We start from the raw sequence: 26,700 nt of genomic DNA, 5'->3' as shown, positions 1-26,700 counted from the left end.
GGAAACCTATAAACAGGTTTCCGATTGTCTCTCATCAGAAGGATCGGTCAACTGATCCTTATCTGATCTACATTGCCGCAACTTGCGGGCATTTTTTGTTGTTAGAGATACAGTTCTATTAATACGCTTATTCTTTATCGAGTAAATCGAGGAAGAAGGCATACTCTAGCGCATCTTCTTTTAAGCGCTTAAATCGACCAGATGCGCCGCCGTGTCCGGCTTCCATATCGGTTTTGAACAACAAAACGTTATCGTCTGTCTTCATTTCACGAAGTTTGGCGACCCACTTCATTGGTTCAAAGTACTGTACTTGAGAGTCGTGCAAGCCAGTCGTTACCAACATGTTCGGGTAGTTTTGCGCCTTGATGTTGTCGTAAGGCGAGTAACTCAACATATAGTCATAGTATGTTTTGTTATTTGGGTTACCCCATTCATCATACTCATTGGTGGTCAATGGAATTGATTCATCGAGCATAGTGGTTACCACGTCCACAAACGGAACATGTGCACCGATACCGCGGTACAGTTCTGGTGCTTGGTTGATGATAGCCCCCATTAAGAGACCTCCTGCAGAGCCACCAACAGCGAAGACTTTATCTTTCGCGCCGTAGCCTTGTTCAACCAAACCTTTAGTCACATCAATAAAGTCGTTGAATGTGTTTTGCTTGCTTAGTTTTTTACCGTCTTCATACCAAGGGCGGCCAAGCATTTCAGATCCACGAATATGAGCAATGGCGTAAACAAAGCCGCGATCCAATAGACTCAAACGTGTCGAGCGGAAAGTTGGCTCAATGGTTGCGCCATAAGATCCATAACCATATTGGTAGAGTGGATTCGTACCATCTTTCTTAAATAAGTCTTTACGATACACCAAAGAAACGGGTACTTCTTTACCGTCACGGGCTGTGACCATGATGCGTTCCGATTGGTAATTGTCAGGATTAAAATCACCAAGTATAGGTGTTTGCTTCATGATTTCTGACCCGCCCGTTTTTAGATCGAAATCGTAGTAGGTTCCTGGAGTGGTTAAACTGCTGTAATAAATACGAACTTTTTCGTTATCCAGCTCTAGGTTACCTGTCAAATAGGCAGCAAACGCATCGTCATTAAATGTGAGGGGGAATTCTTTTCCTGTTGAAAGCTGACGTACAGTGACGCTTGCTAGGCCGTTAGAGCGCTGCTCATAGACGATGTGATCATCGAATAACTCGAAGTCGACAAGTTGAGTGTTGTCGTCTGCGGCAATCACATCTTGCCATTTAGAGCGGTCACGCATGTCATTTTGATGAACTTTCATCAAACGGAAGTTGACGGCTTGATAGTTAGTATAAATGTAGTACCAATCGCCTAGCTTAGAAATACTGTATTCAATGCCATCTTCACGAGGATAGAACGGTTTCGCCTTTGCTTTAGGGTTGTTCGCATCAATGATAGAGACCCCACTGGTTTCTGTACTCGAATGCCAGATATAAATATCTTCGCCATCTTTGCTTTTGCTTAGTGAGGTGTAATAGGCGCTGTCGGTTTCCTCAAAAATCAGCTCATCGCTGCTTTGTGGTGTGCCCAATACATGACGATAAACTTGGTAGCCCAATAAGGTCTGTGGATCTTTTTTGATGTAGTAAAAGGCGTTGTTATCGTTCTGCCATGCGACAGCGCTTGAGGCCCCTTCGATTTCATCTTGTAGGTAATTGCCTGTTGTCAGGTCTTTGATCTTAAGGGTGTACACGCGGCGGCTTAATGTGTCTTCGCCATACGCCAATAAGTTTTCATTCGGACTAACGTATAGGCCGCCGATACTGAAAAATTCATGTTCTTTTGCTAGTTCATTGACATCTAAAATGATTTGTTTGTCTTTGCCTGCAAAGTCTTTAGCTCGCAAATGGACTTCGTACTCGTTATCTCCGGTCACTTCACTGGAGTAGAAATAGTTGCCTTTACGAACCGGTACTGAGTTGTCGTCTTTTGCGATGCGCCCTTTAATTTCTTCAAATAGCGTATCTTGAAGTGTTTCAGTGTGCTTTAGAACGGTTTCTGCGTACTGATTTTCTTTCTCTAGGTGCTGTAAAATTTCAGGGTCTTTACGTTCGTCGTCACGCATCCAGTAGTAGTTATCAACGCGGGTATCGCCATGAATAGTCATCGAGTGAGGGACTTTTTTCGCAACCGGAGCTTGAGTTTGTTGAGCAACGATCTGTGTTTGGGAGTATTGAGTCATGCTGGGGATTCCTTGATTGCTGCATCCGGCGACAAGCGCGACCGAGACGGCCAACGTAGTTAAAGTGAAACGCATCTGATTTTATCCTTATTGTACACCCAAGTGGCCTCATCCTGAGGGCTGGGCTTTCATTTTGTTAGTGGTTTTCAGTTGTCCATTCTTTGTTATGGGGTATACCGAAAAAGTGAGAATCCTCAATATTTCGAGTTGGATACTCAATTTGAAGGGCGCTGAAAACACATTGTGTAAGCAGCTGTTATTTTTAACAAATATCAATTCGAAAGTTAAATCATTCTCATCGGGAAATCGATATAGTGTGATATGAAAAAAGGGACACACTTGTTGAGTGTGTCCCTTTTGGATTTTGAAAGTAAGCTGATAATGATCAGATAACTTGCGGTACTTCGTTTGAGTGATTGTGTGCTCGATTCACCCACATTAACCCAAGCATTGCAATTACCGACATTGCCATCATCAAAATGCCCAAAGGCATCTGGTTATGCGCTGGAAATAGTGACGCGAGCAAAGTTGCGACACCTGCCCCCAAGTTTTGCATGCCACCCAATGTCGCGCCTGCTGTTCCTGCATGGTATGGGAATGGCGCAATCGCTCCAGTTGTTGCTGCTGGGAAGAGAATACCTGCACCCAAAAAGTACACGGTTGCGCCTCCAACCAGCGTTAATGCAGTGGTTAAACCAAACAAGCCTGGGATGAGCACAATAGCAGAGCCCACAAAAATAGAGACCAAGCCTACATTTAAAGCACGACGCTCAGAGCGACGTCTTGCGATGTAGCTAGATAAGCCTGCACCCACCAAGTAACCTGGGATCGGCAATATAAACAGCAAACTTACCGTTGTTGCTGGTAATTCTAATACCCCACCTAACAACACCCCAGCCGCCGCTTCGAATACACCCACACCAGCGAATGTTGCAACCAGGCAAATCAAAAAGCCTTGAAAGCGACGGTCAGACAAAACGTGTTTGTAGCTTTTGGCTACTGGTTCGAATTTGCGTTTCTCTTTTGGTAGCGTCTCCATCATGCTTGTCATCATGGTGATCACAACCGCGATAGCAAATAGCGCTAAGAACAAGTAGCTCGACCGCCATCCGAAAGCTTCTGTTAGGTAACCGCCTAATACTGGTGCCATTAATGGTGAGAAAATCACACACATGCTAATTAAGCTGTTTGCTCTGTGTAGATCAGAGCCTTCAAAGCAATCGCGAGTCAGAGTGCGTGACATCGCACCGCCGCAGCCAATACCTAAGCCTTGGATAAAGCTACCAATCAAGAACCATTCAAATTGATGTGCAAATAATGCTACCAGTGTACCCACGATGTAGATAAGCAGCCCGACGATGATGATCGGTTTGCGTCCCAAGCGGTCCGATAGTGTGCCATACGCAAATTGCGACAAGCCATATGGGATTAGGTAACAAGCCATCACAGCTTGAAGTGATGACGCAGATACCAAAAACTCGCCCGCCATATGACCGATTGAAGGCACGTACATTGTCTGGGTCATTTGACCCACGGCAGTCAATATAGCGATTAAAAAGGTAAGTTTCGCTAATGGAAACGAAGCAGACATTTGCGTATCTCTCCAAAAAATTTAAGACGTAAAAACCCTTAGCGCTCTTTTATAGAGTGCCAACTGAATTCTTGTGTTGCGGGGGTATTTGCGCGAGATAATAGTGCTTGCTTGTATAATTAGCAATCGAAAAGTGTGAAGTTGAGCAAGATAAAAATCTATGATTTCAATTAGAAAAACTAATCCGATTTTGCTTTCAAAAAGAGATGCATTTCTTTGTCTAATTAAGTTAAATCTTTTACTTTTCGTGAATAGAATGAGCCTTATAGGTAACTGGTTTTAATGGTTAAAGTGCAAAAATAAAGCGTCTGCTCGGTTGATCTGAGTTCAAGATGAAACGAGTGAATAAAAGGTGGAGGAAGGCATCAGAAAGAAAAGGGAGCCGAAGCTCCCTTAGAAATGATTATGTCTATTCGCGCTCAGATGCGTATGCGTAAAGCATTTCTAGTGCGATGGTTGCTCCCGCTAGTGCGGTAACATCACTGTGGTCGTATGGAGGCGATACTTCGACAACATCCATACCCACGATATTCATGCCGGCTAAACCACGAATAATTTTCAGCGCTTTGTCTGAGTTCAAGCCACCACAAACTGGTGTACCAGTTCCCGGTGCGAAGGCCGGGTCTAAGCAGTCGATGTCAAAAGTGACATATACTGGCTTGTCTGCGACGGTGCGACGAATTTCTTCTAGGATCTCGTTCACCGACATGTCATTCGCTTGCATCGCATTAATCACATTGAAGCCGTGATCTTGCTGTTTGTACTCCGTACGAATGCCGATTTGTATTGAGTTCTTTGCTGAGATCAAACCTTCTTTCGGCGCATGGTAGAACATCGTACCGTGGTCGTATGAACTGCCATTTGCATAGGTGTCCGTATGAGCATCAAAGTGAATCAACGCCATTTGGCCATGATGCTTCGCATAGGCACGTAGGATAGGTAGCGTGATGAAGTGGTCACCGCCCAATCCCAACATGGTTTTACCACTTTTTAGAATTTCACTGGTTGCCGCTTCAAGGCGGTAAGTAAAATCTTCCGCATCACCGCAATCGAACACGAGATCACCTGCGTCGATCACTTTCAGTTTATCCAATACGTTGAAGCTCCACGGGAACTTCTTACCTTCCCATGCCAAGTTGACTGAGGCACGGCGAATTGCATCTGGACCCATACGCGCACCTGGACGACCAGATGTTGCCATGTCCAGAGGGACTCCCAACACCACAACGTCTGCGTCTGCCGATACCGGGTTACGAATGTACGGCAGACGTAAAAACGACATAGAGTTGGAGTAAAGCGAATAATCAGTTTTAGTAAACAAATCATTCATATCAGAAGTCCTCTAAATAGGTGTATCCTGCTAGACCTTGTTCTAGTTCTGCTAGGATTTGTGTTTGTTCATTGGCTTCAACTCGCTGTGAAACCAATTGTTTATAATTGTCACGAATCGCATCCACGTCGATATGAACGTAGCGCATCATGTCTTCTACACTATCACCTTCGTTGATGTAACTGATCTCAAATTGACCGTGTTCATCAACATTGACTACAGCACTGTGGGTATCACCAAATAGGTTGTGCATGTCACCAAGGATTTCTTGGTATGCGCCTACTAGAAAAAAGCCCATTAGGTACGGTTTGTCTTTGCTCCAAGCTGGTACAGGTAGCGTGCTCTCGATGCCTTGACCATCAACGTAGTGATCGATCGCGCCATCAGAGTCACATGTGATGTCCAACATCACTGCACGACGCTCTTCCGCCTCGCCCAGACCAGAAAGTGGCAGAACAGGGAACACCTGATCAATACCCCAAGCATCTGGTAGAGATTGGAAGAGAGAGAAGTTCACGAAGAACTTATCCGCAAGACGTTCGCTCAACTCGTCCAGAATCGGACGGTGGAAGCGATTCTTAGTGCTCATCTTGCGGCTTAATTCGAAGTAAATGCGCAGTGACAATTGTTCTGCCCACGCACGTTGCTCCAAGTTAAGCACGCCTGTAGCAAATTGAGAGTGCACTTCTGCCAAATCACTTTGGGTATCATTGTAAATCTCAATTAACGCACGAGCGTCTGTACCATCTTGTAAGTTTTCCCAGTTTCGCCACATGTTTTGTAGCAAAAGCGGAGCGTCATCATCAAGCTCATGTACTTCTTCCGGTAGGTACGATTCGGTACCAATTACGTTAGAAATCAATACAGCGTGGTGCGCTGTTAGCGAGCGACCCGATTCCGAAATGATCACTGGCATTGGTTGTTCGTATTGCAGACACACATCGCCCACTGTGTTGACGATATTACGTGCGTATTCTGCAAGTCCGTAGTTCATCGAATTCGATGATTGGCTGCGTGTGCCGTCATAATCCACTGCCAAGCCGCCGCCCACATCGAAGTACTCGATGTTTGCACCGAGTGCGCGTAGTTCGCAGTAGAAACGTGCAGACTCGTTCACACCATTGCGTACATCACGGATGTTTGCCATCTGTGAACCAAGGTGGAAGTGAACCAGTTGCATCGCGTCTAGGTTGCCTTCGCGTTTAAGACGTTCAATAACGCTAAGCACTTGCGATGCTGATAAACCAAACTTCGATTTTTCACCGCCACTTGCTTGCCATTTCCCTGCGCCTTGAGAGGCGAGGCGAATGCGTAAACCAAGGCGCGGTTTTACGCCCAAACTTTTCGCTTCTTCTAGTACCAGATCCAGCTCAGAAAGCTTCTCTAGTACGATGAATACTTTGTGACCCAGCTTTTCACCGATCAGTGCAAGACGCACATACTCACGGTCTTTGTAGCCATTACACACGATTACGGAGCTACCTTGTTGAGCCAATGCAAGTACCGCCAACAATTCTGGCTTGCTACCCGCTTCAAGACCAAGCTGCTTGGTTTCTAGTTGAGCTTGGCTCGCTAGAATTTCATCCACCACTTCACGTTGTTGGTTTACTTTAATTGGGTACACCAACAAGTATTTGTTTGGATATTGGTATTCTTCAATTGCTTGGTTGAATGCGTGGCAAATACCATGCACACGTTGGTGCACGATTTGCGGGAAGCGTACTAATACAGGCAGATTTAACTGCTTCGCTTCTAGCTCATTTACAATAGCGCTGAAAGGGATTTGATGTGCACGATCACTACGTGGTGATACATATACTTCGCCTTGGTCATCAATGCCGTAGAAACCTTGGCTCCAGTAGTGAACGTTGTAGTCCGCGCGGATGCGGTCTAATTTAGTTGCTTTTTCCAACTCGATTCTCACAAAAATGTACTTAACTCCTTAATTAATTAGAAGGAAAAGTACAAAAAAGCAAATCATGAGGTATTTACCTCATACCCTGACACGAACTCCGTGTGCGCGCATTAACGGATAAAAGGGCCCTTGAGTCTAATGATTAAAATCTATCATCTCGATTATGATTTGTTGTCGTCGCTACGTGTGAATATTTGTTTACCGAAGCGTCCATTCTGCTGTTATAGTTGGTCTGACCAGTAAGGATTCGGTCATGAAGCATCTCACTAAAATAAGGACATATTTTGCAGCTGCACAGAATTCAGGGGTACATTCAGACCATGTATCTCGCCGAATATCCCGATAGATTATTGTTGCTTGATGGTGCCAGTCGAGCAGACATTCCTCATCTTAAAGACTTTATTGAACATCAACTCCATCGTCCTTTTTCTGATCTAAAGTTGGTTGTTGTGACCCACATGCATCCAGACCATGCTGGTGGTGCGCACAAACTACGTGACTTAACAGGATGCAAGCTATTGGCCGCAAAGCGAGAGAACCAGTGGTATAGCGGTGTAGACGGTTGGCTAATGCATTTGACCGATTTGATGTTAGCACGCTGGATGGCGAATCGGATGCGTAAACCAAAGCAAAACCTGTGGTATTCCCGCAAGCTAAAGCCAGATATTGAACTTATTGATGGAGAGTTTATTCCTGGATTTGATGATTGGCAGGTGCTAGAAACACTAGGGCATACCGACCGAGATCTGTCGGTTTATCATTCTGAACAAGATGTACTGTATGTGGCGGATTTAATGGTGCAGGTGAAACAGCATCTGATTGCGCCGTTTCCCATATTTCATCCGAATCAATATCGGCAATCATTAAAGCGTGTGTTTGAGATGAATCCGCAATGTTTGCTTTTGGCACATGGGGGAGAGGTGACTTTGGATGAAAAAGCGTATCAGCACATTTTGAATACAGCGCCGACTAAGCCAATGACGCACTGGCGAGTGACAAAAGTTAAAGCGAAGGGATTGTTGTTTGCGTTATTTCGTAGGAAGTAGGCTAAGATAAAGCCAGACGAGTGATGCTCAACAAAAACGTTCGATCACTCATCTGAAGCTACGGGGTTAAGATGCCAATAAGTGAGATTGGCTAGGATCAACCAGCACTTTGTCTGTCATACCCTGACGACCTAACAACATCATGTAAGTCATTTTTTCACGGTTAGTCAACGTAATGTCGATTGGCCATTGTTGGTCGCCCATACGCAGCATCGTTGTGATCACGCAGCGGTGCTCAAAAGTACCGTTAGAAGATTTAACCTTACGGTTTGCTTTTAGTTTCGCTGTGCAGCGAACCACTTGTTCTAAATGGTATACATCTGGGTGCAAATCGAATGCAACATAAGACTGACCATCTTTTTCAAAGCAATCAATATTGTCTACATGTAATGAAGAGGTTTGAGCGCCTGTATCAATACGCGCTTCAAGGTGAGTAATCCCTAACTCTGGCAAGCAAATAGCTTCGGCATTCCCAATGATCATTTTCTGATTCATAGTGTCATCCTAGCGACGAGTAACAAGAGAGCCGGTTTTTGGCTCTCTTGTGCGTTAAACAAAAATCAACCTTTACCGCGAGTACGGTTTGAATTTGGCTTAGCGTTTTTCTCGATAAAATCGAAGATCATACCTGCAATGTTTTTACCCGTTGCTAGTTCGATGCCTTCTAGACCAGGGGAAGAGTTCACTTCCATTACCACTGGGCCATTTTTAGATTGAAGGATATCCACACCACAAAGGTTCAAGCCCATCACTTTCGCTGCATTTACAGCGGTCGCACGCTCTTCTTTGCTCAAACGCACGAGTTGTGCAGAGCCACCACGGTGAAGGTTAGAACGGAACTCGCCTTCTTTTGCTTGGCGCTTCATTGCGGCAATCACCTTATTTCCGACAACAAAACAACGGATGTCCGCGCCTTTTGCTTCTTCGATAAATTCTTGCACCATGATGTTAGCTTTCAAACCCATGAAAGCTTCAATCACGCTTTCTGCCGCTTTATTTGTTTCAGCAAGTACAACACCAATGCCTTGAGTGCCTTCTAGCAATTTAATTACTAGAGGTGCGCCACCAACGTTTTTGATCACGTCCTGAATGTTGTCAGGATGGTGAGCAAAGCCAGTGCGTGGCAAACCGATGCCTTTACGTGATAGCAGTTGCAATGAGCGCAACTTGTCACGAGAGCGGCTGATCGCGACAGATTCGTTGACACAAAATGTACCCATCATTTCAAACTGACGTACAACAGCAGTGCCGTAAAACGTAATAGATGCCCCAATACGTGGAATAACAGCATCGTATTGCGGTAATTCTTCACCCTTGTAGCGGATCTTAGGGTTGTTGCTCGTAATGTCCATATAACAGTGAAGCGTGTCGATCACATCGATTTGATGCCCACGTTCTTCACCCGCCTGTTTTAGGCGCATGGTTGAATATAAATTCTCATTACGAGAGAGAATAGCAATACGCATGGCAATTCCTTAGTAAGTCAGTACCAAATTAAAATATAAGTATAGAGCATAGAATGCAGTAGGCAGGTGATCATGTTATGACATAACCTACTTACTTCAACGATTTAGAATTGTGGTTGAACAACCACGTCGTCAGAGGTGCGCACCTTAGGGCGTTTTTTTGTGAGATGAAAACGAAAAAGCATCGTCGACACGACAAAAATATTTTATCGAACGCTCACGCCTTGCGGTATGAGACTGTCAAGGGTGAGATAAATAAAATTGAGCAAAAATTTCATCGCTTTGTCACGAATTATCGCTTAAAAAAGCGGCCAATTTGACCGCTGTTTTTAGCTGTTTTGATAGTGACTTAAAAAAAGTTCCGCCGTTTGGGTAGCTAACAGCCTAGATTCTTCATTCGACAAAGAGGGGCGAATTCCCATTAACTGCGGCCAGAATGCACTGCCTTTAAGTAAGTTGTGCAATTGAGTGCTTGCTATATGTACATCATCAATTTGCAAAGCGCCACTGTTCGATTTCTCCGTAAGCCAGCGGTACAGGGCGGTTTCCTGTTTCGACATTTGTTCTGCTTGTTCTTTGAGATCTTCTGGCTTAAATAAGAAGTGCCCAAATGCCACTTTTGCCAGCTCAATATAGTTTGGTTCCGTCACCACAATGATCTCGCTGTAGAGTAATTCAATCAATTGATCTTTGAGTGGCAGAGTGGCCAAGCGTTTAATATCGCTTTCCATCATTGACGAACGCCAAAGCTCAGTCAGCAACTCCGTCACGATCGCTTCCTTAGAAGGGAAGTGATTATAGACCGTGCGCTTAGAGACTTGTGCGATTGCAGAGAGCTTATCCATGCTGGTGTTTTGCACCCCAAACTCTTGGAACGCTTGCCTTGCCGCGCACAAGATGGCTTCTCTTTTGGTTTCGCTACGACTTTTTCTTTTTACATTCATAAGCTTGCTAAGTTAAGAAGATCATTCCTTGATCTATTTTACACTAAGTAGTTTACTTTTGATAATTAGAATGTAAACTGCACCGTGTAGTTTACTTTTGTTCGGGTTAACTTTTTATGAAAAAAACTTTGCTAGCCACAGTAGGAGCGTTCGCGATGGGTACATCCATGATTTCTTGTTCTAATGTTGATACTGAAAAAGCGCCAACATACCCGGACAAATTTGCAAATACAGAGTTGGAATACAAAAGCGGTTTGGGCGACATGTTCGAAATCATGAAAGCGTATTTTACGACTGGGCGCCTTAACCCAACACCAACGATTGAAATTCCAGTGCATGCGATCACAGCGCAGCAACTGTTAGAAGAGCAAGATGACGTCATCTATCGTCTGGGTCACTCAAGCGTATTAATGAAGCTCGATGGAAAACTGGTGATGACCGACCCTGTATTCAGTGATCGCGCGTCTCCTGTGAAATGGGCTGGGCCAAAACGTTTTCACAAAACTCCCATCACGATAGAAAATTTGCCAACTATCGATGTGGTGGTGATCAGTCATGACCATTACGATCACCTAGATAAAGCTTCTATTAAAGTGCTAGGCGACAAGGTGGGCACTTTCTTGGTGCCGTTAAAAGTTGGCCAATTACTGGTGAATTGGGGTGTACCCAAAGAGAAAGTGATCGAACTAGACTGGTGGGAGTCACACTCTGTTGACGGCATTGAATATACACTAACTCCGACTCAGCATTTTTCTGGTCGAGGTTTGACAGACCGCGATACGACGCTGTGGGGCAGTTGGGTTATCAATGCACAACAACACAAAGTGTTCTTCAGTGGTGACTCTGGTTACTTCAATGGCTTTAAAGAGATTGGCGAAAAGTACGGTCCGTTTGACTTCACCATGATTGAAACAGGTGCGTACAATGAACTCTGGTCAGACATTCACATGTTCCCAGAGCAAAGCGTTCAAGCACACATCGATGTGCAGGGCAAAGTGATGATGCCGATCCATAACAGCACGTTTGATTTATCAATGCACGATTGGAATGAGCCAATGCAACGCGCGTTAGATATTAGTGAAGAGCGCGGTGTAACGTTAGTGAGCCCTGAGATTGGTCAACGCTTGGCGATTGCGGAGCCTCAGCCTGCTCAGGCATGGTGGCAATAATTGCTGAGCTAAACAGTCAAACACCAGAATAGTTAAGTCACTTATCAGTAGTTACTATTAGTAGTTATGTGGTCAGGGATAAGGATAAAGGTGCGATGAAAGCAAAGTGGACGTTGTTACTTACATTAAGCATTCTGCCTACCTTTGCACTAGCAGGGGTAGAGCAAGATATCTCGACGTTGATAAAACGAGTTGAGCAATCCTCTTGCACCTTTATCCGCAACGGCAAGGCGTACACTAATCAAGAAGCGGCAGAACACATGCGCAATAAATGGGATTACGCCAAAGATGACGTTGATTCCGTGGATGTGTTTATAAAAGAGGTCGCGTCAAAGAGCTGGTTATCTGGCAAACCATATTGGGTAGATTGCCAAGACAAACGCATTACCAGCGAAGAGTGGCTAACATCATTGATGCGCACCACCGATCACATCCAATAACACTTCTTTGATGGTCTGATAGCGCAGAGGTAGAGCACGACTGCGCTTACGAACTAGAAATAGCTCTTCACATACAGTGTTTTTCAGTTGAGCAATGTATAACGTGTCTTTTAGCGGAAAATTGTCGACCGCACTTTGAGGCAGCACGGTGAAGCCAAGTCCTTTGCTGACAGGTAGCAAAATTTGGCTCAATTGATTTACGTAGCCGGATAATGGTAAATCGCTCATCTTAATTTCTTGGAGCTGTGGTTCTTCACACTGGTCAAAAAACAGCGTCATGTAATGCTCGGCATCAGGGTGGCTAATGACACCACAGTCATGCAAGAGTTGTGGCGTTATCTGCTTATTTTTATAATGCTTTGGCAGAACCAAGCACAACCTCTCTTTACCAATTCGCTCACTGTGAAACAGACCTTTGTTGGGAACATCAGTCACGATACCAATATCGATGTGCCCTTGCGTTATGGCGTTGAGAATAGATTGATTTGGCGCGGCTTCTAAATGTAACGATAAGCTCGGGTGCTGTTTTTGCTTCTCCAAAATGGGCCCATACAACATTAACGCCATTGCACCAGAACAAGCCAGTTTACAGTGGCCTGAAAACGCATCATCAAAACTGAGCTCTTCGAGCAGCTTCTTCTCTCTATCTTCTAACTCGAGCGCATATGCGTAGACAATCCTGCCTTGTTCGGTTAATTCGAAGCTTTTGTTTTCGCGCTTGATCAAGGCATGCTGACAACTTTGCTCTAATTTTTTGATGTGTTGGCTGACGCCAGGCTGAGTCATAAAAAGTTTTTCTGCCGTTTGCGTAAAATGACCGACTTCAATCAATGTCTTAAATGTATGTAACCAAACAGGATTAAGCATAGTGTGTGATTTTCTGAGAGCTTTGTTGGGAGACGTAAAGAAAATGATAGCACGGTGTTTTATGAAAACAGAGAAGACTTAAACGATAAAGATGAATCTTTATCAATACATTACAGACAAAATAAAACCCCGCCTGGTTTCCCAGACGGGGCTTATTCTTTTTCGCAGCAATCCAGCTACTAATAGGTGCTCCCTGCATCTATCCTTGATTGTGGCTAAATCCTTTAACCGAGTTCCTTGTTCATCGCCTTCCTAGCGGTGTCCATTCTTGCCTATCATCCTGACGGGCGAACTCTATCCTAGAGCTTAACTACATCCTTGCTGACAACTCATCCTAAGCTATCAAATCTTCATCCTGAAGATACCCAATCCTTTAGGCTTTTTTCCTGTTCCCGCCAACATCCTGTCGACAAATTGAGTATTGATGTTTTGCTGATTTGACTCAATTAACTTTTCTAAATTATTTTTACTTATTATTTTAAGTGAATTTAAATATTACTTTTAAATCATATGTTTAATGTTTTTTCTGGCATTGCTCTTAGACGTGGTTAATCTATTTGCTTACAACTCTTGTAAGATATCTCGCACAAGTTTGGTGGTGAATGTATTAATGAGCGCTTTTTGTTCCGAGTTCTGTGGATTGAACTGGATCACAATGCGTTAAAAGGGAGACGATAAAGATGAAAGTGAATTGATCTTGAGTAGAGATTTGTTTGAAAAGAAATAAAAAATCTTGCGGTTTTTATAAACAGTATGGTAAATCTGAAATGCCCACCTTGTTAATCCTTATTAAGATTCAATGACAGTATAAGTAGGGAACTTGATTGCCATTTTTCTGTCATATCTGGTGAGTAAGTTAACTGTGTCAGATAGATAATATGCCGTTTGCCAGTAAAAACAGGCTGCAAGAAATCGGTAATTATCATTATGTTGTGAAATTGGTCACGGTTAAATGATTGATTCCCTTATAGATTGAAGGGGATACGACCTTAGACAATAAGCTCCATGAGGAGCGTTACTTATATAAGATGAGGGACTTTACTATGAAAAAGACTAGAAGAGCTCAGCTACATCGTGTGCGTATTCAATACTGGAAAGACACGAAAGACGCCCCAGCTAAAAAATCATAGTTAATTATACCTAAAGGCACGAGCTGGCTGTGGAACGCAGTTTCCCGTTGATTGCCAGCTCAAAAACGCCACAATCACTCCGCGCAACTTCCCAAGCACCCTATTTTTAATATCGCATTCTTCCAAAAATAAAAAAGCCAGTCTTAAGACCAGCTTTCTCTACCATTTACTGAGCTCTGCGTATTACAGGTTGCCCTTTAGTTACAGGTAGTTGGCGTCAACTAGTTCGCCCGCTTGCGCGCTTTTCACTTCTGGGCGTGCTTCTAACCATTTGATAACTTGCGCTTTCTGTTCTTCAGTCGCATTGCCGTAACGGTCAGTAGAACATAGGAAGCCTTCAAACAGTTCTAGACCACCGCCACCGAAGCAAAGACCAAGCTCGTCAATGTAGTCGATAAAGTCATCAACGAATGCATCGTAACGGTCGAAGTCGTTAATGTCTGTTTCACAGCTGATCTCGAAACCTAGGATTGCGAACTCACCTAAGAACAGCTTTTTACGGATACGACGGCTCTTGTTACCGATCTTGTCTAATTTCATGATTATCTCTCGTAGATGATTTGATTTCGTACACCTTATACCTTCTATCACACTTTAGCCCAAGTAAAATCAGAATGAAGCGATACAGTTGGTGATTATGTGACCAGAATTTAATTGCTTCGTTAGCTGTGTTGGTTGGTTTGCAGTATTGTTGAAACACAAGTTTCATATGTTTTAAGCACTTTTGTCATTTTTCTTATCCAAACTTCTTGCCGTTCAACTAATCACTTATTTATTAATTAAACTATAAGATCGGGAAAGTAAAAATGAGCAAGGAAACCTTTGACGCGACGCGTTATAACCAAAGTGAAAACAAACCATTTGAAGAAGTATTAGAAGCGAGCCTATCTCGACGCAGCATTCTGAAAGGTGGTTTAGGTATCAGTGCGATGACAGCGTTTGGTGCTTTCGGATTGGCTGGTTGTAACTCGTCTGACTCAGGGAGTACAGTAAGCAGTGGTTCGGGCGCATCTAAAGCCGTTCTTAACTTTGAATCTATCCCTGGCTCACTCACTGACGCAGTTTCAATTCCACAAGGCTACACCGCACAAGTACTAGTACCTTGGGGAACACCACTTAATGCACAAGGCAGCGCATGGCAAAATGATGGTACCAACACCAGTACCGATCAGTTAAATGCGCTAGGCATGCATCATGACGGCATGCATTTTTTCCCATTGAACGATAGCACTACAGATGGCTTGCTATGTATTAACCACGAGTACATCGACACATCAGCACTGCATCCAAATGGTCCGACGGTTGAAAATGGCGTACGCACCATTGTAGATGAAGTGCGTAAAGAGATTAACGCGCACGGTGTGTCAGTGGTTCGCATTCAACTGGAAGACAACATGTGGAAGTTGGTTGATACCGATCCACTAAACCGTCGTTATACTGGTGCGACCGTCATGGATTTGTCTGGCCCGGTGGCCCACACATCTTTAACTGTCACTCGTTTCTCGCCAGATGGCAGCCAAGCGCGTGGTACGTTAAACAACTGTGGCAACGGCTACACGCCGTGGGGCACGTACTTAACGTGTGAAGAGAACTGGCCAGGTTACTTTGTTAATGCCGGGACTCGTACAGAAGAGCAAGATCGCATTGGTGTCGATGATCAAAGTACACGCTACTTGTGGGAGACATTAGCAGGAAATGCAGAAGAGCGTCTTGATGAGTTCTCTCGCTTTAATGTGGCTCCAACAGGAGCAAGTGCGATGGATGATTACCGTAATGAAGCCAATGGTCACGGTTACATCGTCGAGATTGACCCTTACACGCAAAACTCACGTGCGAAGAAACGTACTGCGCTAGGTCGTTTCCGTCACGAGGGCTGTACTTTCGGTAAGCTTGAAGAAGGCAAACCAGTGGTATTTTATTCTGGCCACGATTCTCGCTTTGAATACCTATACAAATTTGAATCTGCGGCAGCGTGGGATCCAGCAGATGCTAACCCTGATAATCGCTTGGCGATGGGTGACAAGTACATGGACGAAGGCACACTGTACGTGGCGCGCTTCAATGAAGACAGCACAGGTACTTGGTTACCATTAACGCTTGATAGCGTAACAACCGCTGGTGGTACGTTAGCGGATCACTTTGATTCACTGGCTGAAATTATCATCAATACTGCGGGTGCGGCGGATTTAGTTGGGGCAACACCAATGGATCGACCAGAGTGGTGTACGGTTGATCCATTCACGGGTTCAGTATATTTAACATTGACGAACAATACGCGCCGTACAGATGAAACCAATCCTGCGAATCCACGTTTGAATAATAAGTTTGGTCATGTTATTCGTTGGGATGAAGGTGCTTCAGCAACTGACTTTACTTGGGATATCTTCGTGTTTGGCTCTCCGGCAAACGGTGATGCGGACACTAACCGTTCGAGCTTGACCGAGCTTAACCAGTTTGCGAGCCCAGACGGATTAGCGTTTGATGGCCGTGGTATTTTGTGGATTCAGACTGATAACGGCGCAGATGAAGTTACGTCTTACACCAATGATCAAATGTTGGCTGTTGTTCCATCTAAGCTAACAGATGAGAATGGTGATCAAGCTGTGATTGGTGCGGATAATCAAGCTGAATTGAAACGCTTCTTTGTCGGACCAAATGGTTGTGAAGTAACAGGCTTTACCATCAGCCCTGATTACAAATCATTGTTTGTGAATATTCAGCACCCAGGTAACTGGCCATACAGTGAAGATGCAGCCGAAGAAACGCCTGCTGGTGTTTCTGTGCGCCCACGAGCGGCGACAGTGGTTATTCGCCGTGAAGACGGTGGAGAGATTGCAGTTTAATCTCTAAATGAATAAACACCTTAAAATTCAAGCCCTGCAATTGCAGGGCTTGATGGTTTAGGCGAATGCCTAGTTGCACTTTATACCTAGACAACAGGCTTAGCTTTTCAATGAACCGCCTGAAGTACGAATCACGTCTTGATACCAGAAAAAGCTTTTCTTGCGTTTACGTTCTAGCGTTCCTTGCCCATCATCATGACGATCGACATAGATAAAGCCGTAACGTTTGCTCATCTCAGCGGTTGAGTTCGCGACCAAATCGATTGGCCCCCAGCTGGTAAAGCCCATCAACTCAACGCCATCCAGAATCGCTTCGTGTGCTTGCACAAGGTGGTCGTTCAAGTAAGCGATGCGGTAATCATCTTGAATCTCACCGTTTTCGTCGATTTCATCATATGCACCTAAGCCGTTTTCTACGACAAACAGTGGTTTTTGGTAGCGATCGTGAAGGAAGTTAAGCAGAATGCGCAGGCCTTTTGGATCGATCAACCAACCCCACTGGCTCTTTTCAAGGTATGGGTTTGGTACGCTATCGACAATGTTACCCACTTCTTTCTGTTTCGGATCCGCACTTGCACAGCCACTTGCGTAGTAGCTGAATGAGATGAAATCGACACTTGCCGATGCAATTTCTTCTAAGTCGCCTGCTTCCATCTGAATTTCGATGCCGTTTTCACGGAAGTAACGCTTCATGTAGCCTGGGTACTGACCACGCGTTTGTACATCACCGAAGAACAACCACTTGTTGTTTTCATGCATTGCAGCAAGCACGTCATCAGGGTTACAGGTGTATGGGTAGTTGATTGCGCCAAGCAGCATGTTACCAATCTTGCCGTTTGGTACGATTTGCTGACACAGTTTTACCGCTTTTGCGTTTGCGACTAGCTGGTGGTGAATCGCTTGGTAAATATCTTGTTCATTGGCGTCTTCTTGCAAACCAACACCAGTAAATGGTGCGTGTAGAGACATGTTGATTTCGTTGAATGTTAACCACAGCTTCACTTTGTCTTTGTAGCGTTCCAGCACGGTGCGAGCATAACGTTCGAAGAATTCGATGACGCGACGATCGCCCCAACCGCCATAGTTTTCAACCAGTGCGTAAGGCATTTCGTAGTGAGATAAGGTCACGAAAGGTTGGATGTTGTGCTCGGCAAGTTCGTCAAAAATTTTATCGTAGAACGCCAAACCTTCTTCGTTCGGTTCTAACTCGTCCCCGTTCGGGAAGATGCGGCTCCATGCCAAAGAGAGACGCAGACAGTTAAAGCCCATCTCTTTGAACAGCGCGATGTCTTCTGGGTAGCGATTGTAGAAGTCGATCGCCACGTCTTTGATACCCGGTGTACGCTCTTCACGGGTTTGATGCGGACTCAAAATACCGTTTGGCAGCATGTCTGATGTCGATAACCCTTTACCCCCAAGGTTGTACGCCCCTTCTACTTGGTTTGCAGCAATGGCACCGCCCCAAAGAAAATGTTCAGGAAACTTAATCATGTTTCTCACTCTTTATCGTTCGGAAGTTATTCGTCTTATTTGCTTGAGAATAGTGTAGGTCAAGGAGGGATTCTTGTATCGAGATCGTGTTTTTCTCAAACAGCGGGGATGCCTAGTTCTAATGATGATTTTGTAATCAATATCACCTTAGGCTGATTTGAACAATAAAGTGAAAGTCAGCCCATTTTGTTCATTCTTATGCACAGTAATTTGTCCGTTCATATCACGCATATTGTTGGCCGTAATCGCTAAACCCAGCCCCAATCCTTCACCAATTTTCTTTGAGGTTTGGAAGGGTTCGAACATGGATTCAAGCATCTCATCCGACACGCCGCAGCCATTATCACTGATGATCAGTTCGACCTGATTGCTGGTTGGGTTGACGATCAAGCTGAGCTGCGGGTTGGTGGTATGGTTCATTGCGTCTAGCGCATTCGAGACAAGATTACCGAGCACCTGAAGCAGTCGTTGTTCTTCACCCATGATATTAGGTAAATCATGAGGAACGCGCACACGCACATCCACCTTGTCTAATTGGGATTGATAAACGCGTAAGGTCTCTTCGAGTGCGGAGGTAAGAGAAATCGCCTGTAGGCTTTCTGGTTTGTTGTAGGCGAACGTCTTTAACTGACTGGTCATGCTTGCCATGCGATCAATCAGCTTCTGCACCAATACATTGTTGGCTTTCATCATCTCGGTTTCACCGCGTTCCGCTAGTAGCTCGTTCGTGGTGAGCAGGGTGCGCAAGCCCGTCAGTGGCTGATTGAGCTCATGAGTGATCGCGCTCGACATGCGACCCAAAGCGGCCATTTTGCTCGATTCAATTAATTGGCTTTGTGCTTCTTTTAGCGCTTGAGTACGCTCTTCTACCCGCTGCGCCAGTTCTTGGTTGACCTGTTGCAGTGATTGCTCGGCTTTTTTCCGCTTGCTGATGTCGATGATCGTCGCAAGGAAATACTGCTCGCCATGCCAAGGGAAACTGGTTAGCGAGAACAAGACAGGGAAGACGCTTCCGTCACTGCGTCTGGCAATGGTTTCGACCGTGCTGATCTCTGCGAGCTCTTTATGTTTAGGTAAATCCTTGAGCAACTTAAGTGTGGTGGAATTGGGATTGCCTGCGTCGAATAATTCCCAAGCAAAAGCATGTCGATTGACGCTTTCTGGTAAACAGAACAAACGCTTCGCCATTGGGTTGAGATCGAACAGTTGACCTTGTTCATCAATCAATAGCAAACCAACGTGGGTCTTATTGATCATCTGTTTCAAGCGGCGTTGGGACTCTTCCAGCAGGGCTTGAATTCGTTGTTGGTTGATGTGTTTTTGGCGACGTTGTAGACCAATGATGACGAGTAATACAACCAACAAGAGCAGCGTCGCTACGCTCCAACCAATCACGTTGATGGTTTGTTGAATCGGCTTAGAAGGGGTGAGGTAGCTGACGTACCAATTCAAATCATCCAATTTAACGGTGTGCGCAAAGTAGCGTTGCTGGTTGAGCGTCCACACACTGATGTTGGTGTTGTCGTATAAGCGCTGCGTTTCTAACTGAACGGTGTTGCTCGGTTCGTTAAACCAGTCAGCGTTATAGAGCGAGCTACTCGATAGGAAAAAGCGTTGCTGGCGATTTTGCAACGTAATGATGTCTTGGCTAGTAATGGTCTGTTCGGTTAATAAGCTAAGGTTGATTTGCACCACCACAATGCCAGCGATATTCAGACCATTGTAGATAGGGGCTGCAAGATAATACAACGGGCTCGAACCTTTGGTTTTGTTCACCAAGGAAACACCGCCGCCTTGATTGTGAATTTGTTCCACAATGGCTTTTCGGTCAGACAGGCTAAAGCGCTCTTCGATCAAACTTGAGACCAATACTTCGCCAGAGTTAGACAGGATTAGCCAACCTTCCGTATTGGCGGCTTTATCGAGTTGAGTCAGCTGGGTTTGCAACGGCTCGTAATAAGTCAGATTCCCTTTCACAAAAGCGATGGTTTCTGGGTTATTGGTGACGAGGTAAGGTAAGTGGTAGAAACGTTTGAGTGCACGGCGGACTTCACCAATATAGTCGAGCAGTTTTTGCTGAGCTTCAGTTTGAGTTTGTACACTCAACCACTGACGGGCAACCTCTCTGCTGGCGCTATAACAAGACAACATCAGCACTACCGCAATTGCGACCACAAGCCATGTTTTGCCATTCCTTTTGCGCTGCATACTGACTCCATTCAGCTAATGCGTTCTCATCGACAGTCATTAAAGAGTGCGCCTAACTGGTTGGATGTTAAAGACTTGTAAGCAAGAAGTGAGATCTAGCTCCTTTTCTCCTCAGTGGTTTTTGCTACCGTTAATAAAGAGCGATTTCTTTCCCATCCCATAAAGCAGGCAGTAACTCATGGCTTTTGACGACATCCCTAAAATTGCACTTATCGAAGACGATGACATTGTTCGTCAGGCTACCAGCCAATGGCTGCAACTGGCGGGGTTTGATGTGACCGCATTCAGTTTAGGCGAAGAGGGCAAAGCGGCCATTCTTAGCCAAGAATTTGATGCGATTGTCAGTGATGTTCGCCTGCCAGACACCGATGGTTTGTCGATACTAGAAAGCCTGATTGCCAATCACATTCCAACGCCAGTTATTTTGATCACCGGACATGGTGACGTCGATATGGCGGTAGGGGCGTTACAAAACGGTGCGTTCGATTTTATCGAGAAACCTTTTCAACCTGAGCGCTTGTCCCAACGAGTGACCGAAGCGGTAGAGAGCTATCGCGCACAAACGTCTACTCAAGATCGCCAAGAGTACCTATCTAGCGTTAGCGGCTTAGAAGAAGTGTTGATTGGGCGAAGCCGAGTGATGCAACAGCTTAGAGAACAAGTTGCCAAGTTAGCGCGCATTGATACCAATGTGATCATTTACGGTGAAACAGGTTGTGGTAAAGAGCTAGTAGCGACCAGTTTGCACAATGAAAGCCAACGTAGAACCCATCATTTTGTGCCAATCAACTGTGGTGCTATTCCTGAGAATCTGTTTGAAAGTGAGCTGTTTGGGCACGAAGCTGGAGCATTTACTGGAGCGGGTAAAAAGCGCATTGGTAAATTGGAATACGCGGATAAAGGCACCTTATTCTTTGATGAAATCGAGAGTATGCCGCTGTCCATGCAGGTGAAAGTGTTGCGTTCATTACAGGAACATACAGTTGAGCGCGTTGGAGGCAATCAACAGATCTCAGTTGATTTGAGAGTGATCGCCGCCGCGAAAGAAGATCTCAATGATCATGATGAGTTTCGTCAGGATTTGTATTATCGACTCAATGTGGCGCAGATCTATTTGCCACCGCTACGTGAGCGAGAAGAAGACGCGTTGATCTTGTTTGAACACTTTGCTCTGAAAAGTAACCCTGAGAGTCGTCCACTGAGTGAAGCTGATAGAAAGGCCATTCTTGCTTACTCTTGGCCTGGTAACGTACGTGAGCTTAGGAATGTAGCGATGCGTTTTGCATTGGATGAAACCGTCTCCGTGATGGAAATTATCTCCAGTCGACCATCCTCAACAACCGAAGAGACGCATGCGGGCGTGCCGTTGGCGATTCAGCTACATAACTTTGAACGTAAGGTGCTACATGATTCTTTAGTCAGGCATCATGGACGCATCAATGAGGTGATGCAGGAGTTGGATTTACCACGTCGAACCCTTAACCAAAAGATGCAGAAGTTTGGTTTGAATCGCTCCGACTATACTTAGTGCGATTTCTAGCTAATGTAAAATCATTGGCATAACAAACACGTTATGCGCTTTTGGCTGGAGCTGGGACAAACTTATAATTTAGGTCTTTCCCTTCTCCAAACAAGGTAACGAGGTTCCTTCCAGTATGTTTAGAGCTATATAGCGCTTCGTCTGCTTCAGCAAGCGCCTCTTGAAGTGATTGCCCCTCAGATAACTGACTGATACCAAAGCTCATGGTCACTTCAGTTTTAAATGATTGCAAAGCGGTTTCAGTTTCGACCGCAAGGCGAATTTGCTCTGCGAAAATTTTGGCTTGCTGTGCTTTTTCGAGCAAAACAATCATGAACTCGTCACCACCAAATCGCACAATGCAGGCTGACTCAGGAAGATGCTTTTTAAAAATAGTGGAGATCGTTGCCATGACGGAGTCGCCAACCGTGTGACCATAGTGATCATTAATCGCTTTGAACTTGTCTACATCAGTCATAATAATGCTGATTGCTTGGCTTTTTTTATGTGCTTTATTAACCAAGTTTGGAACGATTTCTTCCATGGCTCGACGATTATATAGCCCTGTGAGTGCATCTAAATGAGAGAGATCATTAATGGATTGCACCAAGCGTCCGTTAATTAACCACAGCATACTAAAGCTCAAAGCAACGATCAGGCAGATGCTAAATAAGAAAGTCAGCTGATGGATAAGGCCTGCGACCATAAAGCTTGGTAACTCACCTGAAAAAGTACTCCAAAGCGCCCTAAATCCCATAAAAAAACTAAATCCAAAGAAAGAGTAAGCCATTGCTTTAACAGGGAGCTTTAAGTCCTTTTGGGTACCTTTAAGCATAGCGACACCACTAAAGAAGGTGACGATACAAATATACATGCTCAGATAAATAATACGGCTTTTGATAGAAGGATCATGGAAGGTGAAATAGTAAAATGAACCACTGAAAACAGGTGTTAACAAGGTGAGACAGTGAGCCAATTTTAAAGGGTATTGACGAAAAATGCTTACGCTATATAGCGTAAGCAAGAAGCCGACTAATATGAGAGTGTTGGCTATGACGATGGTCAGCCAGTCTGGCGCAGAGCCTCTAAAGCCAAGTAAAAAAGGGCCTAAACCAATGAACAGTAGTGATATCGAGAAGGTTTTTAAGCCTTTGACTCTACCCTGAGTGTATTGATAACAAAGCAGACTAATAGAGTAAATGCAAGAGAACAGAATAACGATAAAGTTCAGTGTTCTGATGTCTAGATACTGATTATCCATAGGCGACCCATATCAATCTTTCATTCAGGCAACTCCTTTGCCTGATATCAATAAGCGAGCTACATAGTAACTCACTTATTGAGCGATGTCTTATGTTAAATGGCTATTCATTCACCAGCTCGAATTGTTCGGTTTGGTTGGTTTTCGTCGTAAACAGCAGACCAACAATCATCATAAATACGCTAGGCATAATCCAGCTAGCAAAGTCATTGTACAGAGGCATGTAATTACCCATCCACTCATCGGTGGAATCTGGCATGTAACCTAGGATGTGCAGCGCATCAACACAACCAAACGTTAAAGCAGTGAACGCCGTCGCTACCACCATGATTTGTGACATCTTGTTGCGCACTGGTGCCATGACCATCAACGCAATCGCGACTGGGTGAAGCGCCACAACCGCTGGCAATGTGATAGCCAATAGTTGCTCTAGACCTACGTTAGCGATCAAACCTGCCAATACCATGGTCGTGATAACGCAGCCTTTGTAGTTCACTTTGCTGAAAGTGTTGTCGTAGAACTCACTGCCTGCGGTGGTTACGCCGATAGCAGTAGTCAAACACGCCAATACCATCACGGCCCCTAGTAATAGTGAGCCAAATGCGCCGAAGTGGCTAAAGGTGAATGCCGTTAAGATGTCGCCACCGTTACTGAATTCAGAGCCTAAGTATGAGCTTGTTGAGCCAATGTAAGCCAATGAGATGTAAACAAATGCCATGGCAACCGCGTACATTAAAGCAGCAATTAGTGTGTATTTTGCAGTGGCTTTCGGGCTATCCACACCCATGCTGCGAATCGCGCGGAAGATAATCCAACCAAAACCGATAGAACCTAGCGCATCCATGGTCATGTAGCCTTGGGTCAAGCCTTCAGCAAATGCACCAGATAGGTATGGTCCCGTTGCGGCAGTTAGCTCACCTGCAGGAGAAACCAAAGCCGTCACAGACATGATGATCAAGATTGCCATCAAGGCAGGCGTTAAGATCTTGCCTAGGTTGTCGACCAATTTACCCGGATATAGGGCAAATAGAATGGTGATAGCACAGAAGGCAATAGTGAAAGGCACCAAAGCTGCATCACCAAACATTGGCGCAAAGCTAAATTGGTAAGCCACGGTAATTGCACGTGGGATCACGAACGCAGGGCCAATCACGATAAACACCATCACCCAAAAACTGGTCGCCAAAGGTTTAGGTAGGGCAGCGGTTAATTTGTCTGAACCGTTTACGATAGCCACCATCACCAGTGCCATCGCAGGCAGACCTACACCCGTCAAGAGGAAGCCAGACATCCCGCTCAGAAAGTTTTCACCTGCTTGGTAACCCAAAAATGGAGGGAAGATCAGGTTACCCGCGCCTAAGTACATGGCGAAAGTCATGAAGCCCAAAGCGGCGATATTGCGTGCGCTTAACATTGTTATTCCTCTTATGTTTCGCTTGGAAGAAACTGAAAGGAATGGGAGGAGTATGTGGTGTTCCCGTCAGCTTCTTCTCAAGCTGACAGAAAGTTTAGATATAGCCTGTCAGCTCTGAATCAGTTTCAGAGAGAGCAGGAGGATCGCAGCAGCAACGCCAGATGGGCGTTTTAAAGCGAATTGTAATTGCGCAGTTGCTGACATGGGTGATCCTTAAAGACGAAAAAATACCAAGGAATACGTTTGCCTTGGCGTGTTGTTACACTAACGAACATAGGGCCATTGGCACAACCCCGAAGTAGAAAATAAGTTGATACGGTCAATGTTTATTTCTGAACTGGTGGATCGAGCTGCTTTTTAAATTAAAAATTAGAATAAATGACTTTTCATTTTTGTAACATGGCTTTCTTTGCTGTATTTTTGTGCTATTTGTAGTCGTTTAGGCTATAAACCTCAGCTGATAAATTGAGCAGTTTAGAATGATGCGCTTTTTCTTCTTATTGTTAAGACGCTCATTAGTTGCAATTCAATCCAAAATTGCATCGGCAAAATATTGCTTATTAGTGAATCGTGCATTTATTTTGTCTTGATCACATTTTATTAACCTTTTGCGATCTAGGCGTGCAACCTTCTCCTCTTCAATGAGCAAGATCTTGCTCATTACTTTGCTATCAAATCAGCATGATTTTGCTCATTTTTGATGTCTTTCAGCTCTTAGTTCAATAAATACAAAGGGTTAAAAGTTGGCATTTCAATTGCTCTAGGGAATGTGTTGTTAATAAAGGTTTAACATGATGTAAATCCCCAATGGTGAAACGACTACACGGAGAGTAATAATGAAAATGAATAAGCTGGTAAAAGCTTTGGCTGTCGCTGTGACTTCTTTTGGTATTGCTGCTAACGCTGCGGCAGAAGATCGTAGCTATATTCTTGCAACGGCATCGACAGGTGGTACTTACTACCCTGTGGGCGTAGCGTTGGCGACGTTAAGCAAAGTGAAATTGGCACCAAAGCACCACTTCTCCCTTTCTGCAATCAGCTCTGCGGGCTCTGGTGAAAACGTCAAACTGCTGAACGAAAATGAAGCACAGTTCGCGATTCTACAAGGTCTTTACGGTGCATGGGCTTGGTCTGGTGAAGGTCCTTATGAGAAGAGCGGTCGCCAAGAGCAGCTGCGTTCAGTCTCTATGCTGTGGCAAAACGTTGAGCACTTTATTGTTCGCTCTGACCTAGCAAAAACGGGCACAGTGACTGACCTGAACAACCTCGATGGCAAGAAGTTCTCTATCGGTAAGAAGAATTCTGGTACTGAGAACTCTGGTCGCCAAATCATGAAAGGTCTGAAGGTCGACCCTGATAAATTCAACCTTGCGTACATGGGCTACGGCGGCAGTGCGAGCGCACTTCAAAACGGCACCATTGACGGCATGAACACGCCTGCGGGTGTGCCAGTTGGTGCCGTAACCCAAGCTTTTGCTGCGCTGGGTAAAGACATTTCGATTCTCTCGTTTACTGACGAGCAAATCAAAGAGGCGAACGGCAACTACAACCTATGGACGAAGTACGAGATTCCTGCGAATACGTACCCGGGGCTAGATAAGCCGATCACCACCATTGCACAGCCTAACTTCTTGGCAGTTCGTGAAGATATCTCGGAAGAAGACGTTTACCAACTAACCAAAGCGATCTACGAGAATCTGCCTTTCCTACAAGGTATCCACAAAGCAACAAAAGCAATGGCGATTGAGAAAGCGATCGCTGGCTTGCCAGTGCCTCTTCACCCAGGCGCGGCGCGTTACTACAAAGAAATGGGCATCGAAATCCCATCAGACCTAATGGCGAAATAAC

General features: G+C 44.9%; 19 protein-coding genes. 6 read left to right on the top strand and 13 right to left on the bottom strand.

What is annotated here, in order from left to right; all coding sequences use genetic code 11:
• Positions 1 to 127: 127 nt before the first annotated feature.
• From R7Z41_RS10245 to speA, 4 genes are all read right to left on the bottom strand, one after another.
• Positions 128 to 2,293 (bottom strand): S9 family peptidase, encoded by a 2,166-nt coding sequence (locus tag R7Z41_RS10245; protein ID WP_206970453.1) that lies wholly within the window; start codon positions 2,291 to 2,293, stop codon positions 128 to 130.
• A gap of 310 nt (positions 2,294 to 2,603) precedes the next feature.
• A complete protein-coding gene (gene emrD / locus R7Z41_RS10240; protein ID WP_017635532.1) occupies positions 2,604 to 3,809 on the bottom strand; it encodes a multidrug efflux MFS transporter EmrD in 1,206 nt (401 codons plus the stop codon).
• 409 nt (positions 3,810 to 4,218) lie between these two features.
• Positions 4,219 to 5,139 carry an agmatinase gene (speB, locus tag R7Z41_RS10235; protein WP_005374233.1) on the bottom strand — a complete coding sequence of 307 codons (921 nt, stop codon included), beginning with the start codon at positions 5,137 to 5,139 and terminating at the stop codon, positions 4,219 to 4,221.
• A 1-nt stretch (position 5,140) separates the two neighbouring features.
• Positions 5,141 to 7,051: an arginine decarboxylase gene (gene speA / locus R7Z41_RS10230; protein WP_047102851.1), complete on the bottom strand. Its 1,911-nt coding sequence runs from the start codon at positions 7,049 to 7,051 to the stop codon at positions 5,141 to 5,143.
• Positions 7,052 to 7,374: 323 nt separating this feature from the next.
• Between speA and R7Z41_RS10225 the strand changes: the two genes are divergently transcribed.
• A complete protein-coding gene (locus tag R7Z41_RS10225; protein WP_054574596.1) occupies positions 7,375 to 8,100 on the top strand; it encodes an MBL fold metallo-hydrolase in 726 nt (241 codons plus the stop codon).
• Between the two features lie 66 nt (positions 8,101 to 8,166).
• Here R7Z41_RS10225 and R7Z41_RS10220 read toward each other — a convergent pair whose 3' ends face one another.
• The 3 genes from R7Z41_RS10220 to R7Z41_RS10210 form a co-directional block, all read right to left on the bottom strand.
• The gene (locus R7Z41_RS10220) at positions 8,167 to 8,595 is read right to left on the bottom strand and encodes an ATP-dependent zinc protease (protein ID WP_206970452.1); all 429 of its coding nucleotides are present in this window, start codon (positions 8,593 to 8,595) and stop codon (positions 8,167 to 8,169) included.
• A 65-nt stretch (positions 8,596 to 8,660) separates the two neighbouring features.
• On the bottom strand, positions 8,661 to 9,566 hold the full coding sequence (gene rimK / locus R7Z41_RS10215) for a 30S ribosomal protein S6--L-glutamate ligase (RefSeq protein WP_005374224.1): 906 nt from the start codon (positions 9,564 to 9,566) through the stop codon (positions 8,661 to 8,663).
• Between the two features lie 329 nt (positions 9,567 to 9,895).
• The gene (locus tag R7Z41_RS10210) at positions 9,896 to 10,510 is read right to left on the bottom strand and encodes a TetR/AcrR family transcriptional regulator (protein WP_025768062.1); all 615 of its coding nucleotides are present in this window, start codon (positions 10,508 to 10,510) and stop codon (positions 9,896 to 9,898) included.
• A gap of 155 nt (positions 10,511 to 10,665) precedes the next feature.
• Between R7Z41_RS10210 and R7Z41_RS10205 the strand changes: the two genes are divergently transcribed.
• Positions 10,666 to 11,679, top strand: a complete 1,014-nt coding sequence (locus tag R7Z41_RS10205; RefSeq protein WP_262678641.1) for an MBL fold metallo-hydrolase — start codon at positions 10,666 to 10,668, stop codon at positions 11,677 to 11,679.
• Positions 11,680 to 11,774: 95 nt separating this feature from the next.
• Positions 11,775 to 12,119: a DUF5329 family protein gene (locus R7Z41_RS10200; RefSeq protein ID WP_025768060.1), complete on the top strand. Its 345-nt coding sequence runs from the start codon at positions 11,775 to 11,777 to the stop codon at positions 12,117 to 12,119.
• Here the strand turns inward: R7Z41_RS10200 and R7Z41_RS10195 are convergent.
• Positions 12,087 to 12,986, bottom strand: coding sequence for a LysR family transcriptional regulator (locus R7Z41_RS10195; protein WP_206970451.1), 900 nt, complete (start codon positions 12,984 to 12,986; stop codon positions 12,087 to 12,089). The genes R7Z41_RS10200 and R7Z41_RS10195 overlap by 33 nt on opposite strands.
• 1,331 nt (positions 12,987 to 14,317) lie before the next feature.
• Entirely contained in the window at positions 14,318 to 14,656 is a 339-nt protein-coding gene (locus R7Z41_RS10190; protein ID WP_206970450.1) for a YggL family protein, read from the bottom strand.
• 266 nt (positions 14,657 to 14,922) lie between these two features.
• Here R7Z41_RS10190 and R7Z41_RS10185 point away from each other — a divergent pair, with 266 nt between their 5' ends.
• Positions 14,923 to 16,959 carry a PhoX family protein gene (locus R7Z41_RS10185; protein ID WP_149192196.1) on the top strand — a complete coding sequence of 679 codons (2,037 nt, stop codon included), beginning with the start codon at positions 14,923 to 14,925 and terminating at the stop codon, positions 16,957 to 16,959.
• Between the two features lie 99 nt (positions 16,960 to 17,058).
• Here R7Z41_RS10185 and R7Z41_RS10180 read toward each other — a convergent pair whose 3' ends face one another.
• A complete protein-coding gene (locus tag R7Z41_RS10180) occupies positions 17,059 to 18,450 on the bottom strand; it encodes a glycoside hydrolase family 1 protein (protein WP_258485236.1) in 1,392 nt (463 codons plus the stop codon).
• Positions 18,451 to 18,597: 147 nt separating this feature from the next.
• A complete protein-coding gene (locus R7Z41_RS10175) occupies positions 18,598 to 20,658 on the bottom strand; it encodes a sensor histidine kinase (RefSeq protein WP_262678620.1) in 2,061 nt (686 codons plus the stop codon).
• A gap of 178 nt (positions 20,659 to 20,836) precedes the next feature.
• Here R7Z41_RS10175 and R7Z41_RS10170 point away from each other — a divergent pair, with 178 nt between their 5' ends.
• The gene (locus tag R7Z41_RS10170) at positions 20,837 to 22,186 is read left to right on the top strand and encodes a sigma-54-dependent transcriptional regulator (RefSeq protein ID WP_085569250.1); all 1,350 of its coding nucleotides are present in this window, start codon (positions 20,837 to 20,839) and stop codon (positions 22,184 to 22,186) included.
• 43 nt (positions 22,187 to 22,229) lie between these two features.
• On the opposite strand, the gene R7Z41_RS10165 is transcribed toward R7Z41_RS10170, so the two are convergent.
• Positions 22,230 to 23,438 carry a GGDEF domain-containing protein gene (locus R7Z41_RS10165; RefSeq protein WP_054576191.1) on the bottom strand — a complete coding sequence of 403 codons (1,209 nt, stop codon included), beginning with the start codon at positions 23,436 to 23,438 and terminating at the stop codon, positions 22,230 to 22,232.
• A gap of 103 nt (positions 23,439 to 23,541) precedes the next feature.
• A complete protein-coding gene (gene brnQ, locus R7Z41_RS10160; RefSeq protein ID WP_238852839.1) occupies positions 23,542 to 24,852 on the bottom strand; it encodes a branched-chain amino acid transport system II carrier protein in 1,311 nt (436 codons plus the stop codon).
• A gap of 836 nt (positions 24,853 to 25,688) precedes the next feature.
• Between brnQ and R7Z41_RS10155 the strand changes: the two genes are divergently transcribed.
• Positions 25,689 to 26,699 carry a TAXI family TRAP transporter solute-binding subunit gene (locus R7Z41_RS10155; RefSeq protein WP_005374185.1) on the top strand — a complete coding sequence of 337 codons (1,011 nt, stop codon included), beginning with the start codon at positions 25,689 to 25,691 and terminating at the stop codon, positions 26,697 to 26,699.
• Position 26,700 lies beyond the last annotated feature (1 nt).

This window comes from Vibrio sp. 1457 (assembly GCF_033340195.1).
GTDB classification, from domain to species: Bacteria; Pseudomonadota; Gammaproteobacteria; order Enterobacterales; family Vibrionaceae; genus Vibrio; species Vibrio alginolyticus.
The sequence above is the reverse complement of the archived record's forward strand: the minus strand, read 5'-3'. Positions and strand labels throughout refer to the sequence as shown.